Below are 14,745 nucleotides of genomic sequence, written 5' to 3' on the forward strand. Positions count from 1 at the left end.
TTCAGCGCCCCGAAGCCCTCTGGCCCCGTTGTGCAGGCTCTGCACGAAGACACGAAATTGTCAGTGCCGATTCGTCAACGCTGACATTCTCCAGCGAGGGACCATGCGACCGGCCAGATCGCTGCGCCGTCCCGGGCGAAGCCGGGCACGTTCACCCAGGCCCCCTCCAGGCGTCGGCGGTAGACCTCGCCCAAGAACCCGGGCGACGCCGGGTTTCCCTGACGGCAGTTGGCCGCCGGTGGACGGGATGAGGCTGGAACGAAACCTCGCCGACTTGCAGCGTCACGCGACCCACTTCGTCGAGCGCCGCGGATTCACCTATACCGTCCTCGAGATCGTCGGTGGGGACGTGATCGGGTGCGTCTACATCTATCCTTCCGCCAGCGATGAGTACGACGCCGAGGTGAGCTCCTGGGTCCGCGCGGACAGGACCGAACTCGATGGACCCGTGTACTCGGCGGTCGCGGACTGACTGTCCATCTCCTAGCCGTTCCACGCGATCGGTTACCGGCCTAGATGACCCGGTCCTGGACATCCGCCTCGGAAGGTGTCCCCGCCGAGGCGAATCCGCGCAGGAGATGGGTCAGCTGCCGACGCAACTCCGGACCGATCGCGGGCGGATCGTCGGCGTTCAGGACCAGCCGGTGGACGACGGCGACCACCGTGAACGCGAGCACGCCGGGGTCGGCGGTCGCGGCGAGGCGGCCCAGGTCCCGCTCGGCGGCCAGGTAGGCGGCGACCGCGTCTTCGAGGGCATCGAACCCCGCCGTCCGCTCCCCCAGAATTTCCTCGATGCGCCGGCCCACGTCGGGGCGCGCGGCGAGCAGGCGGGTCAGCGCGATCACAGCGACCGGTGGTTGTTCTTCGACTGCCGCACAGAGGTTTTCGACGACAGTCGCCGCTCCGACGCGCTCGCGCAGCGCGGCCGCCCCGGCCGAGAGCTGGAACTGCCGGTCGACGGCATAGCCGTACACGAAGTCGTCGAAATCGGCGAAGTGGGCGTACAGCAGGCCGGTCGCGACGCCCGCTTCGTCGGTGACCGCCCGGCCGCGCAGCCGCGCCACCCCGTCGCGCAGGATCACCGACTCGGCGGCGGCGAACAGCTGCTGCCTGACCTCTGGAATCGCGACACCTCTGGGCATCCCCCGAGTGTAGAGCCACGGGCCGTCCCGCTTACGACCGGTTTGAGCGTATGTTCATACTTGGTTTGAGCAAACGCTCAAACCAAGGGCGATGGGAGACCTCACGATGACGAACACACGGCCCGACAACTCGACCCGGCGCGTGATCATCGCCGGTGCCGGCATCGCGGGACTGGCCACCGCGCTGCGGCTGCATCGCAGCGGGTGGCACCCGCTCATCGTGGAGCGGGCACCGGCCCGGCGCAGCAGTGGATACATGGTGAACCTGCTCGGAGCCGGTTACGAGGCGGCCGAACAGCTGGGCATCGCCGAGGCGTTGCGCCGCCACGATCTGGGGCCGTTCACGTCGATCCTGGTCGACGCCGAGGGGACCCATAAGCTCACAGTTCCGACCGAACTCGCGCACGCCGCGCTCGGCGAACGCGCGCTCACCGTGTTCCGCGGCGATCTCGAGGCCACGCTGTTCGAGGCGGTGCGCGACGACGTCGAGGTCCGGTTCGCGACCACCGTCACGGGCGTGACGCAGGACGACGATCGCGTGCACGTCACGTTCAGCGACGGCTCCCACGAGGAAGCGGACCTCCTCGTCGGCGCCGACGGATTGCATTCGGGCGTAAGCGAACTCGTCTTCGGACCGGAAGCCGAACACCTGGTCGACCTCGGCTGCGTGGTGGCGGCCTTTCCGCTCAGCCGAGTCCCGGAGGATCTACCCGACTGCGCCGGAACGACTTTCATCGGGCCCGGCCGCACCGCCGCGGTGATCAACCTGGGGCCGGGGCGTTCGTGCGCGTTCTTCACCTACCGCACCGCCGACGCGGCCGCGCACCTGGCGCGGGGCCCGCACCGAGCGCTCACGGAGGCGTTCGGCGATCTCGGCGGAGCGATACCCGCAGTCCTGTCTCAGCTTTCGGCGAGTTCCGCCGAGGTCTACTTCGACTCGGTCAGCCAGATCAAGATGTCCGCGTGGCACGACGGACGCGTGACGCTGCTCGGGGATTCCGCCTGGTGCGTCTCCCTGTTCGCGGGTCACGGCGCCGCCCTCGCGCTCACCGGGGCCACCACACTCGGTGACGCCCTCGACAACCACCCCGGCGACATCCCGTCGGCCCTGTCCGAGTGGGAATCCCGGCGCAGGCCCGACGTTCGGACGCGACAAGCGCAGGCGCGCAAAGGCATGGTCCAGTACACACCGCCGACTCGCGCCCACGTGTGGGCCCAGCACGCCGCCATCCGCGCCATGACCCTGCCCGGACTGCGCCAGCTGGCCCGGCGGTCGATCGCCCGCGCCGCACGCGCCTGAGCCGGGTACGCACCCGGCCAGCCCTTCGACCAGCGCGTTCGAACACGGTGGCGAAACTGTGTAACGCGCGGTTCGCGATGATCGATTCAGTCGGTGGGTCACAGCGGTGACCGAAAACAACTCGAGAGAAACGGATTTCGGATGATTCGATCCGTCGCTGCCCCGGCGTGGGAGCCGTGCCGGGCGGTGCGATGATGATGTCCGCCGCTCCGAAAGCCGCGCACTTCCAGCCCGGCGCGGCGTAGGCGAAATTCTGATCACGACACAGTAGGTGTCGTCGCAATCCCATTTCGGCCATCCGCACCCATTTGCCGGTCGGATGACGCTCTTTCCCTTGCCTTTTCGAGAATACGACTCGGGGCGGAGCTGTGCCGTGACGGCCCTTCGGTCGGCATCAGCGGACCGAACTATCTGACAGCAGCCGCCCAGCGCGGCCTCACTCGGGAGACACAGTGAAACGACCTGCTCTACTCGCGGCCGCCGCCGCGATCGCGATGGCCCTGACGGCATGTGGTGGCGAAGACGCTGCCGATGCCGGAGCATCGGCGTCCAGTACCGTCTCCGCCTCGACCACCGCGCCCGCGAGCGCGACCCCCACGCCCGCCGAGCAAGCTCCCGCTCCCGCCGGTGACACCCCGGCCCCGGCGGGCAACCCGCCCGCGCCCGCCCCCGGAAACCCGGCACCCGCGCCCGCCCCCGGAAACCCGGCACCCGCACCGGCCCCCGAAAACCCGGCGCCCGCACCTTCGACCGCACCGCCGCAGTCCGCCCCGTGCGACGTGGTGACCAGGGAATACCTGATCACCACGTTGCGGATGACGGGATCGCCGGACGTGCACATGGCCGACCTCCAGGACGCGCGGTGCAGCGGCAACTTCGCCACCGCGATGACCTACCCCGAGGGCGTGCTGCACCCCGAGATGTACCTGTTCAAGTACACCGAGGAGGGCTGGCGCCTGCTAGAGATCGGCCTCGGCATGGACTGCGTGAACCGTCTCGGCGTCCCGCGCGCCGACGGCGTCGCGATCGGTTGCGCCAACTAGGATTACGCACACACGGTTCACGAGAACGTCCGCGGCCGTGGTCGAGCCGGGCCATCCCGGCTCGGCCATCGCCGCATCGAACGCGCCGCCCGTTCCTGATTCGGGAGCGCGACGCCACTGTCGCGCTCCCGGATCGTCTGCCGCCGCACCGAGTCGGCCGACACCGAGCAGCCGGCAGCGGTGGAGCACAGCTCGGCCCGGCGATATCGAGATACCGACCAATTAGGCCTGGCGCTGGTGTGTTCGGGTGCGCGCGGGCCGCCCGGCACGGCATCGACTCCACCCAGGGTGGGGATTCGTGCCACCTCGGAGCAGCACACTCAGCACTCGGGGGTCTGCTGCCGGAGCGGTCGAGGGCGGAGAGTGGGAGACCACACCACCAGCGACCGGAGAGACCGATGCCGACCACCACGCTCACCAGCCAGGAACGCCGTTCCGTGGTCACGGCCGTGGACGGCGCGGAGCTGGCGGTGCGGGAGTACGGGCCGCGCGACGCCGAGGTCACCGTCGTCCTGCTGCACGGGCACTGCCTGCGCTCGGAGTCGTGGACCTACGTGCGCGACCTGCTGGCGCGGCGGTGCGGTGACGCGCGGATCGTCTGCTACGACCACCGCGGGCACGGCGACTCCGCCACCGCCGCCCGCCGCACCTACCACCTCGACCAGCTCGCCGACGACCTGCGCACGGTGCTCGACGCCGTCGCCCCCACCGGGCGCGTCGTCCTGGCCGGTCACTCGATGGGCGGCATGACCGCCCTCACCTACGCCGCGCGCAACCCCCACGAGATCGGCGCCCGGATCGCCGGTGTCGCCCTCATCGCGACTGCGGCGAACGGCCTCGCCGAGGCCGGCTTCGGGCGGCTGCTCCGCAGCCCGGTGATCGCCGCCTTCCAGACCGCGGTCCGCTGGGCGCCCAAGACCATGCAGCGCGCGAAACTGCTGGCGGGCAAGGTGTTCGCGCCGATCATCCGCACCGCCGAATTCGGCAACCGCACCGTGAGCCCCCGCACCCTCGCGCTGGCCAAGGCGATGCACAACGCGACCCCGATCGTCACGATGGCGAGCTTCCTCAGCGGGTTCGCCGATTTCGATCGCACCGACGCCCTGCCCCTGCTCTCCCGCATCCCGACCGTGATCCTGTGCGGCACCGCCGATCTCATGACCCCGCTCTCGCACTCGGTCGCCATGGCGGCCACCGTCGAGTACGCCGACCTGGTCACCGTCCACGGCGCGGGCCACTCGGTGATCCTCGAACAACCGGCGCCCGTCGCCGACGCCCTGGCCCGCCTGCTCGGCCGCACCGGTGCGCGGCCCGCCCGCCGTCACCTGCGCCTGGCGGCCTGAATACCGACCACCACGGCAGCCCACGGGAGAGTTCCGCGATGCGCGGGGCGGCACCAAGGCGACTTCGGCCTACCTCAAAAGTTCGCCCTCGGACGTCTACGACTACCTCGCTTGTCTGCCACCGAGGGCACCCAAGCGTTGCATACATTCCGGAGATTCTCATCGCGCGCCTCCCAGCACCGTGCCGAATTCCCCCGAACCACGAGGTCGCGATCATGACCGGACCCGCTCCCGGCGCCACGGCCCGCCTCACCGCGCTGCTCGACCCGCGCCGCTGCACCCGCGTCGTGCTCACCCGGCACGGGTACACGGACACGCTCGGCGCGAGCGCGCCCCCGGTGCACAGCGTCGCCCAGCGGCTGATGCGCACCAGCGTCTACTCGGCCGGGTATCAGCTCGCGCGCCCGCTCGGCTACCGCCTGCTCGCCGGAGCGATCGGCTCCGGACGGGATTCGGAGCGGGCCAGGATCTCCGGCTTGCTGCGGCTGCGCCCCGGCGACACGCTGCTCGACATCGGTTGCGGCCCCGGCAATTTCACCGGCTGGTTCGGCACCGGCGTGGCCCCGGACGGGCTGGCCGTCGGCGGGGACGCCTCCCACCAGATGCTGCGCCGCGCCGTCCACGACAATTCCGGCCCCACCGTCGCCTACGTGCGCGGCGACGCCGAGCACCTGCCCTTCGCCGACGGCGTGGCCGACGCCGTGAGCTGCCTGGCCGCCCTGTATCTGATCAACGAGCCGGTCCGCGCGATCACCGAGATGGCCCGCGTGCTGCGGCCGGGCGGCCGCCTGGTCATCGTCACCAGCGCCGCCCGCGGCCCCCTCCTGCGCCACCCCGCGTGGGAGAAACTCAGCGGCGTCACCATGTTCGACCCGGACGAGATCACCGGCTACCTCGAGAACGCCGGATTCGGCGCGACCGACCGTACGCTCAGCGGACTCGCGCAGACGGTGGTCGCGACCAAACGCTGAGATCGCGCCTCGCGCACGAAATTCCTTCATCCACAACACATTCCGCAGGCAGGGAGCCAGGAGGACGCCGGCGCCCGCCCGACCTCACTCCGGTCGGTCCGCGTTCTCGGGAAAAGCGTTGCGCGGCAACAGGGGAACGGTCCAGCTCTGTCCCGCGCCGAGCACGCGCTCTTCGTCCTCCACGCACACCCGGATCGGCTCGGCGCTGCTGGGGTGCAGGTCGAGACGGACTTCGGTGTGGGTGACGCGCACGCCGAGCAGTTGGCCGCGGTAGGCGATCGTGAACTCCGCCTCGCGCAGTTCGACGGGCAGGACCGGGTGCAGGCGCAGCATATCGTGGCGGGTCTCGATGCCGCCGTAGCAGCGCAGCACCATGTCGGCGGTGCCCGCCATCGCGCCGATGTGCACGCCCTCCCGGGTGGTGCCGCCCTGGGTGTCGGCCAGGTCCGCGTCCAGCGCGCGGGTGAACAACGTCCACGACGCGGCGCGGTCGGTGCGCGCGAGCACCCAGGCGTGCGCCAGCCTGCTCAGGGTGGACCCGTGGCTGGTCCGGGCCAGGTAGTACCGCACGGTGCGCGGGATGAGCTCCGGCGGCAGCGCGTATCCGAGCCGCTCGAAGACGTGGCGCAGCTCCTCGGCGGAGAACAGGTAGAACAGCATGAGCACGTCGGCCTGTTTGGAGAGTTTGTAGCGGTTGGTGGTGTCGCCCTCGGCGTGCAGGATCAGGTCGAGGCGCTCGATATTGCCGTACCGGGATCGGTAAGCGTCCCACTCGAATTCGGCGAGATCCTCATAGCCCTCGAACTGGCTGACGATGCCGTCGCGGTGGAAGGGAACGCGCAGGCGCCTGCTGATGTGGTCCCAGCGCGCGGGTTCCTCGGGGCGCAACCGCAACCGCTCCCGCAGCGGCGCGCAATCCCAGCCGTCCAGCAGCCGCGCCACCTCCCCGGCGCGGGCGAGGACCCAGGCGGTGAGGACGTTGGTGTAGGTGTTATTGCGCAACCCCGGTTCGGACCGGTCCGGGTAGCCGTCGTGGTACTCGTCGGGACCCATCACCCCCGTGATGTCGAAGCGGTCCTCGGACGGATCGTGCACGGCGAGCCCGGCGAACAGCCGCGCCACCTCGATCATCAGCTCCGCCCCGTGCTCGAGCAGGAAGCGGTCGTCGGCGGTGCTCTGGTAGTACTGCCACACGCTGTAGGCGACGGCGAGCCCGATGTGGCGCTGGCGATGCGAGCGGTCGGGCATCCACCGCCCGGTGCGGGTGTTCAGCAGCTCCGTGGGGCATTCCTCGCGGCCGTCGCTGCCGCTCCGCCAAGGGAACAGCGCGCCGTCGAGCCCTTCGGCGCGCGCGGCGTCGCGGGCGCGGTCGAGCCGGCGAGCGCGATAGCGCAGGAACGCGCGGGTGAGTTCGGGCCTGCGCAGCGTGAGGATCGGGTAGACGAACAGTTCGTCCCAGAAGATGTGACCTCGGTACCCCTCGCCGTGCAGCCCGCGGGCGGGCATCCCCGCGTCGAGATCGGGCCCGGCGGCGGCGGTCGCTTGCAGCACGTGGAAGACGTGCAGGTTCAGCGCCAGCCGATGCCGCAGATCGCCGCCGAGCCGGATGCCGAAGCGCCCCCACAGCCCCGCCCAGGCCGAGACATGGGCCGCCAGGATCGCCGCCGCGCGCGGCGCGCGGGCGATCCGATCGGCGGCCGCGAGGGCGGCGGTAGCGACGGCACGGTCGCGCGAGGTCGCGACCGCGACCACGCGCTCCACCGAAACCGCCGCACCGGGGCGGATCTCGAATTCCAGCTCGGTGCCAGGGCACAGTGGGTCGTCCCGTGCCGTGCGCGCGAGCACGCGCGATTCGGTGCGCGTGCGCAGCGCGAACGCGAGCGCGACTCCGGAACGGAGAGTGGAGGTTTCGTAGAGCAGGGTGTCGCGATCGAGCGCGCGGTGGCGGCCCGGCGCGAGGTGGTCGCCGCCCAGCACGCGGTCGGCGGCGACATTGCGGTTGCGCACCCCGCCGTTCACTCCCACGCCGAAACACACGGTGCCCGACCAGTTGTCGGCCTCGACGGTGACCTCCATGACCGCCAGGTGCGGTTCGGCCACGGAGTGGAACCGGCGCGTGGTCACCGTGGTCGCGCGGTCGCGGTCGTCGCGGTAGCGGTCGACGGTGGTGAGGACGCCCGCGCGCAGGTTCAGGTCGCGGTGGTGGCCCACCAGGGCGGGCGAGTCCGGAGTCAGCGGCGCTCCGCCGTCGGGCCTGATCGTGGTGTGCGTCCAGTCGGGGGCGTTCACCAGGTGCTCGATCTCGACCACGCGGCCGTCGATGCGGGCGATCGCGCGGTTGTAGACCCCGGCCAGGTAGGTGCCGGGGTTGTGCACCGCGCCCGCGGTGCCACCGGTTGCCGAGCCGCGGCTGGCCCAGTAGCCGTTTCCCGTGGTGCACAACGCTTCCCGTGTGGTCTCCGCCGCGGGCACGAAGTCGTCGTAGATCAGATTCCACCCGCCGGGCACGTCGCCGGCCGCGCCACCGCCCCACCGGGTGCCCGGCCCGCCGGGGTGGCGCGGCGCCAAGGCGAGATCGGCGAGATCGGTGACCACGACGTCGGCTCCCGCCGCGGCCAGGCGCGCGCCCGCCCCCGCGCGGTCCACGCCCGCCACCAATCCGAAGCCGCCGGCCTCGCCGGCGCGCACCCCGGCCTCGGCGTCTTCGAGCACCACGGTGTCGGCGGGCTCGACGCCCAGCCTGCGCGCCGCCTCCAGGAACAGCGCCGGATCGGGTTTGCCCGGCAACCCCATGGCCTCGGCGTCCGTGCCGTCGACCCGCACCGTGAACAGGGTGGTCAGTCCGGCGGCGTCCAGCACGGCGGCGGCGTTGCGGCTGGCGGTCACCAGGGCGGTGGGCACGTGCGCGGCTCGCAGCGATTCCAGCAGCGCCGCCGCGTCGGGGAAGACGCGCACGCCGGTGCGCGCCAGTTCGGCCGCGAACAGCCGCTGTTTGCGTTTCGCCAAGCCGTGCACGGTGAGCGCGCCCGGATCGTCGTCCGGGTCGCCTTCCGGAAGGGGGAGCCCGCGCGCGGCGCAGAACGCGCGCACCCCGTCTTCGCGGGCGCGACCGTCCACGTACGGCCGGTAGTCGGCCCGGATGTCGAACGGGGGCGCGGCGGCGGCCAGGCGGGGCAGCGCCTCGTCGAACAGCGCCTTCCAGGCCGCGGCGTGCGTGGCGGCGGTGTCGGTGACCACGCCGTCCATGTCGAATACGACCGCACCGAAGCCGTCGGCGGTGCGTCCCGCCGGGCCGGGCAGGTGCTCGAGTCTCATCTCGGCCCGCGCGCGGTGTGGTGTCACGGCAATGCTGCCGCTCTCGCCGTCGGCGCCCGCGGGGGTCTCGCGTTCGGGTGCATCCGGTCCCTCACACGGTGAGCTGCTGACCGGCGGTCGCCCCGCCGTCCAGGACGAATTCCGACCCCGTCGAGAACGTCGCCTCGGTGACGACGAACCGGATCATGGCGGCCACTTCCTCGGGCTCCCCGAAACGCGGAAGTGGTTGCGCCGCGGCGATATCCGGGTCGAAGTCGGCCGTCATCGGCGTGTGGATGGGCCCGGGGTGCACCGAGCACACCCGGATGCCCGCCGCCCCGAGTTCCAGCGCGGCCGATTTGGTCAGTCCGCGCAGGCCCCACTTGGACGCGGCGTACGCGCCGATGCCGGGATATCCCTGCAATCCCGCGGTGGAGGAGACGTTGACGATGACGCCGCCGCCCGCGGCGCGCAGCCGGGGCGCCGCCAGGTGCATGCCGAGCCAGGCGCCGATGAGATTCACCTCCAGCACGTGCCGGAACAGGGCGGGCGCCTGCGTGTCGATCGCGCCGGAGGCCAGCACGCCCGCGTTATTGATCAGGACCGCGAGCGGACCGAACTCGGCCTCGGCGTCGTCGAGGGCGCGCCGCCACTGCTCCTCGTCGGTCACATCGAGGCGGTGATAGGCCGCGCCGGAACCGATATCGGCCGCGGTGGCGCGGCCGTCGGCGTCGAGGATGTCAGCCACCACCACGCCCACCCCGGTCTTGGCCAGGGCGCGCGCGGTGGCCGCGCCGATGCCGCGCGCCCCGCCGGTGACGACGGCGCTGCGTCCGCGCAGATCGAGAGAGTTGTTGTCGGACATCACATTCCCTTTCGTTTGTCGAGCGCCACCACCGCCGAGGCGACGGCCGCGAGCGCTCCGATGCGCAACCACGCGTCCGGGCCGATCGGCGCGGTGTCGAAGATGGTGTTCATGACCGGCAGATAGGTGAACGCCAGTTGGGCCGCCGCCTGCGCGGCGATGCCCGCCACCACCCACCGGTTGGTGAAAAGTCCGGTGCGCCAGGCGGATCGGCGCAGCGAACGACAGCTGAGCAGATAGCAGGTCTCCACCACGACGAACAGGTTCACCGCCGCGGTGCGGGCCTCGGGCAGGCTCGCGCCCCGGCTCAACTCCCATTCGAACAGCCACCACGCACCGGCCACGAGCAGCGTCGAGACCAGCGCGATGCGCACGACCACCGCCCGGGTGAGCAACGGCGCGTCCGGCGTGCGCGGTGGCCGGGCCATGATGCCGGGTTCTTTGGGTTCGAAGGCCAGCGCGAGCCCGAGGAAGACCGCGGTGGTGAGGTTGATCCAGAGGATCTGGGTGGGCAGGATCGGCAGGGTCAGGCCGAGCAGGATCGCGACCAGCACCACCAGGCCCTGGCCCACGTTGGTGGGCAACGTCCAGGTGATGAACTTGGTGAGGTTGTCGAAGACGCCGCGCCCCTCCTCGACGGCCGCCTCGATGGTGGCGAAATCGTCGTCGGTGAGCACCATGTCGGCCGCGTCCTTGGCGACCTCGGTGCCGCCGCGGCCCATGGCGACGCCGACGCCCGCCTGGCGCAGCGCGGGCGCGTCGTTGACGCCGTCGCCGGTCATCGCGACGACCTCGCCCGCGGCTTGCAACGCCTCGACCAGGCGCAGTTTCTGTTCGGGCGAGACCCTGGCGAACACGCTCGCCCGCCGCACCGCCGCCAGCAGATCGCCCGCAGGCAGCGCGGCGAGTTCGGCTCCGGTGAGCACGGCGCCCGGCCCCGGTGCGTCGAGCAGGCCGACGCGCTCGGCGACGGCCGCCGCGGTCACCGCGTGATCACCGGTGATCATCTTGACGGTGATGCCTGCCGAGCGGCACGCCTCGATCGCGGACCGCGCCGCCGCGCGCGGTGGATCGTGCATGGCCTGCAGGCCGGTCAGCACCAACGTGCCGGGCAGCGCATCCTCGGCGAACGCCCGGGTGGTCGCGTCGGATCGCACGGCCGTCGCCAGCACCCGCAGTCCCTCGCCCGCGAGGTCCGTCGCCGCGCGCAGCGTCGCCTCGCGGTCCAGCGGCTCGCGATGGCCCGCCGAATCCAACTGCGCGCCACACAGTTCCAGCATTCGCTCCACCGACCCCTTGGCCAGCACCACGTGGCCGCCCGCGCCGTCGGCGTGCAGTGTCGCCATGTACTGCCGTTCGGAGCTGAACGGGATCACCGCCGCGCGCGGCCACTGTCGCCGCACCTCGCCGGGGAACAGCCCCACCTTGGCCGCGACCATCAGCATCGCACCCTCGGTCGGATCGCCGACGAGCTGCCAGCGGCCGTCGCGCTCGGTGAGCGCGGCGTCGTTGCACGCCGCCCCGGCCAGCAGCGACCAGCGCAGGGCTCGATCGTCGTCGGCGCCGACGGGGGCGCCGTCCCCGGTCCGCAGACCGCCCAGCGGTGTGCCGCCGGATCCGGTGACCTCGTAGCGCCGCGTGGGCGTCCACACGGCGGTGACCGTCATCCGGTTCTCGGTGAGCGTGCCGGTCTTGTCCGAGCAGATCACCGTGGTGCTGCCCAGCGTCTCGACGGCGGGCAGCCTGCGGATCACCGCGTGCCGCCGCGCCATTCGCGCGACACCGATCGCGAGGGTGACGGTGACGACCGCGGGCAGCCCCTCGGGGATCACGGCGACCGCCAGCGCGATCGCGGCCACGAACGTCTCCTGTGTGTCCTGGCCGCGCAGCAGGCCCACCGCGAAAGTGGCCGCGGCCAGCGCGAGGATGCCCGCGGTGAGGATCCGGCTGAACTCGGCGAGCTTGCGGGTGAGCGGCGTGGCCAGGGTGTGTGCCGCACCGACCAGGCGGTGGATCTCGCCGAGTTCGGTGGTGGTGCCGGTCGCGACCACGATCCCCGCGCCCGTTCCGGTGGTGACCAGCGTGCCCGAATACACCATGTTGCGGCGATCGGCCACCGGCAGCGCCCCGGACAGCACACCGTCGTGTTTGCGGACCGGCGCGGATTCGCCGGTCAACGCGGACTCGTTCACCCGCAGCTCCGCCGATCGGGCGAGGCGCAGGTCGGCGGGCACCTTGTCGCCCGCCTCGAGCTGCACCAGATCGCCGGGGACCAGATCGGCGGAGTCGACGCGGTGGCGACGGCCCTCGCGGACCACGGTGACGCGGGTGCGCAACATCGACCGCAACCCTTCCAGCGCGGCCTCGGCCTTCGTCTCCTGGAGGTAGCCGACGACGGCGTTCACGACCACCACGCCCAGGATGACCGCGGCGTCGACGTACTCACCGAGGCCGACGGTCAGCGCGCCCGAGGCCAGCAGGACGTAGATCAGCGGGTGGTGGAATTGCCGCAGCATCCGCCGTACCGGGCCCGCGGTCTCGGTGCCCGGCAGCGCGTTCGGCCCGAACCGCAGCAGGCGTTGCGCCGCTTCGCCTTCGGAGAGCCCGCGGTGCGGATCGCTCTCCAGCAACAGCACCACTTCGTGGGCGGCCAGCTCGTGGTGGGCCGCCTCCGGTGCCGGCGTGATCATCGCTCCACCTCGCCCTTCGCCTCGTCGGAGCGGCTCGGCCCCGCTTCGTGACACCCGGTCGAGGACCGGACGCCGGTTCAGGAGGGCTCGCGGGCGACGATCACCGGCACGGTCGCGCCGTGCACCACGGCCTGCGCGACCGATCCGAGGGTCATCCCCGGGAAGCCGCCGCGCCCGTGGCTGCCGACCACGATCAGGCGCGCGCGTTCGCCCTCGCTCAGCAGCCGGCGGGCGGGCCGCTCCTCGACCACGACGCGCCGGACCTTCACCTCGGGATAGCGTTCGCCATACCCGGCGATGCTCTCCGACACCACGAGTTCGCCCTCGCGCTGGAGTTCGGTGCGGGGCGCGTAGCGGAAGACCTCCGACCAGCCGTGCACTACCACCAGTTCGGCGCCGTGCTGCTCCGCCTCGTCGAAGGCGATCTCGATCGCCAGCGCACTGTGCCGCGATCCGTCGACACCGACCACGACCGGACCCGAGTCCTGTCCCGGCCCGGGGACCACCGCGACCGGGCACCGGGCGTGGCGGGCGAGTGCCGAACTGGTCGACCCCAGCAGTCCACGCAGAAAGGCGCCGTGGCCACGGGTGCCGCTCACCACCAGGCGGGCGTGCTCGGCGCGATCGAGCAGAGCCGGTATGGCGGCTGCCCGGACGAGTTCGGTACCGATGTCACCGCCGAGGCCGGGCTCCCCCACCGATTCGGCGGCCACGCGCGCGTCGGCGAGCACGGCCTCACCCTCGGCGCGCTCGTATTCGTCGTCCACCGGCGCGTAGGGCGCCCGCAGCCCGAACTCCGCCGCCATGCCGATCGCGTACACGATGCGCAGCGGCGCTTTGCGTTCGGCGGCGTAGGCGGCGGCCCACCGCACCGCGTCGAGGGAGGGGAACGAGCCGTCGCAGCCGACGACTACCGGCAGATCGTGATGGGTCGACATTGTTTTCGCCCTTTCGCTGTGGTCGATATCCGAAGCGTAGGAGGCGATCACGGCTCCCGGCGTGTGCTGTTGGTCCCCGATCGGGGTGCCGAAGGTCAGGCGTGTCCGGCTCACTCCGTGGTGAGGACATCGTCGACGTCGCGGCGCGGCGTGCGCGGCGGCCGCGGCGCGGTGGACCTGCCGATGCGGACGAAGACCTGCGGGTGCGGGTCGCCGATCACCTCGACGACCTTCGCCCTGGCGGCGGGCAGTTCGGTCAGATGGCTCATGACACAGGTGGACAGGCCGTGGACCGTGCATTCCAGCAGCAGCGCCGACAGTGCTTCGCCACCCGCCAGCAGCGATTCCGCGCTCTCGTCGCGGGTGCCGAGCGCGACGATCCGCGCACCGTCTCGGCGTTCCGGCCCGGAATCGCTTGTCCCCGGCAGGAATTCGCGGTTGAGCGGGACCCGGGCGCCGTCCTCGCGATGCGGCAGCGCCGCCGCGGGCACCCCCGAACCCGGTTCGCCGCCACCGAGCCACCAGGTCATCTCGTGCTGGTAGACCGGATCGCGCCGGCGCAACGCCGAAGCGGTCCACGCCACTTCGGCCAGGGCCGCGCACTCGGCGTCGGCGATCGGCAGCAGCCGGGTGTCGTGGCGGGCGCACAGTTCCAACAGCACCGGCAGCAGCCGCGGCCACTGTTCCGGGTGGGCATACGGCGCGCGATCGGAACAGCGGGCCTCGATCGCGTCGGCCAGCTCCACATCGCCGTCGAAAACTTCGGTGCGGCCGCGGAATTCGAGGGAAGCCAGGTGGGCCCGGTCGGCCGGCTCCGGGAAACGCGACACTACCGGCCGCCACCCCATGGCCGTCATCGCCGTCACCGCGTGGTGCAGTGCCACACCGCAGCCGAGCACACCCTGCCGGTTGAAGGCGTCGGTCCCGGGCAGCAATCGGCCGGTATCGACAGCCAACGCGAGGCGGACACCGTTCCACCGCCAGCGCCAAGGCTGGCTGTTGTGCAGCGACGGTGCCCGATTCGCGCGCGCGACAACGGCGCGCACGGTGGCGTCGTCGGGAACGCTCCGGTTCATCACGCCTCCCCGGTCCGGGCGGACAGTGGACGACAACCAGTCTCGCCGCTCCCGAGGCGCTGCGGCAGGGCCACAGGACCCCC

General features: G+C 71.8%; 11 protein-coding genes. 5 read left to right on the plus strand and 6 right to left on the minus strand.

Annotation, left to right across the window (positions count from 1 at the left end; translation table 11 throughout):
- Positions 1–247: 247 nt before the first annotated feature.
- Entirely contained in the window at positions 248–472 is a 225-nt protein-coding gene (locus tag DFR74_RS00105; protein WP_067510969.1) for a hypothetical protein, read from the plus strand.
- 40 nt (positions 473–512) lie between these two features.
- Here DFR74_RS00105 and DFR74_RS00110 read toward each other — a convergent pair whose 3' ends face one another.
- Positions 513–1,142 (minus strand): TetR family transcriptional regulator, encoded by a 630-nt coding sequence (locus DFR74_RS00110; RefSeq protein ID WP_067510968.1) that lies wholly within the window; start codon positions 1,140–1,142, stop codon positions 513–515.
- Positions 1,143–1,248: 106 nt separating this feature from the next.
- Here DFR74_RS00110 and DFR74_RS00115 point away from each other — a divergent pair, with 106 nt between their 5' ends.
- From DFR74_RS00115 to DFR74_RS00130, 4 genes are all read left to right on the plus strand, one after another.
- Complete coding sequence (locus DFR74_RS00115) at positions 1,249–2,442, plus strand: FAD-dependent monooxygenase (protein WP_067510994.1); 1,194 nt, start codon at positions 1,249–1,251, stop codon at positions 2,440–2,442.
- Positions 2,443–2,894: 452 nt separating this feature from the next.
- Entirely contained in the window at positions 2,895–3,485 is a 591-nt protein-coding gene (locus DFR74_RS36525) for a hypothetical protein (protein WP_147265708.1), read from the plus strand.
- A gap of 398 nt (positions 3,486–3,883) precedes the next feature.
- The gene (locus tag DFR74_RS00125; protein ID WP_067510966.1) at positions 3,884–4,828 is read left to right on the plus strand and encodes an alpha/beta fold hydrolase; all 945 of its coding nucleotides are present in this window, start codon (positions 3,884–3,886) and stop codon (positions 4,826–4,828) included.
- A 215-nt stretch (positions 4,829–5,043) separates the two neighbouring features.
- Positions 5,044–5,799: a methyltransferase domain-containing protein gene (locus DFR74_RS00130; protein ID WP_067510965.1), complete on the plus strand. Its 756-nt coding sequence runs from the start codon at positions 5,044–5,046 to the stop codon at positions 5,797–5,799.
- An 84-nt stretch (positions 5,800–5,883) separates the two neighbouring features.
- Here the strand turns inward: DFR74_RS00130 and DFR74_RS00135 are convergent, their stop codons facing one another.
- From DFR74_RS00135 to DFR74_RS00155, 5 genes are all read right to left on the minus strand, one after another.
- Complete coding sequence (locus DFR74_RS00135; RefSeq protein WP_067510964.1) at positions 5,884–9,114, minus strand: beta-phosphoglucomutase family hydrolase; 3,231 nt, start codon at positions 9,112–9,114, stop codon at positions 5,884–5,886.
- A 91-nt stretch (positions 9,115–9,205) separates the two neighbouring features.
- Positions 9,206–9,958, minus strand: coding sequence for an SDR family NAD(P)-dependent oxidoreductase (locus DFR74_RS00140; protein WP_067510963.1), 753 nt, complete (start codon positions 9,956–9,958; stop codon positions 9,206–9,208).
- Positions 9,958–12,648, minus strand: a complete 2,691-nt coding sequence (locus tag DFR74_RS00145; RefSeq protein ID WP_067510962.1) for an HAD-IC family P-type ATPase — start codon at positions 12,646–12,648, stop codon at positions 9,958–9,960. Before DFR74_RS00145 ends, DFR74_RS00140 begins: the two co-directional genes overlap by 1 nt.
- 77 nt (positions 12,649–12,725) lie before the next feature.
- A complete protein-coding gene (locus DFR74_RS00150) occupies positions 12,726–13,586 on the minus strand; it encodes a universal stress protein (protein ID WP_067510993.1) in 861 nt (286 codons plus the stop codon).
- Positions 13,587–13,696: 110 nt separating this feature from the next.
- Positions 13,697–14,662: an Acg family FMN-binding oxidoreductase gene (locus DFR74_RS00155; RefSeq protein ID WP_067510961.1), complete on the minus strand. Its 966-nt coding sequence runs from the start codon at positions 14,660–14,662 to the stop codon at positions 13,697–13,699.
- Positions 14,663–14,745 lie beyond the last annotated feature (83 nt).

Source organism: Nocardia puris, from assembly GCF_003315035.1.
Classification (GTDB): Bacteria; Actinomycetota; Actinomycetes; order Mycobacteriales; family Mycobacteriaceae; genus Nocardia; species Nocardia puris.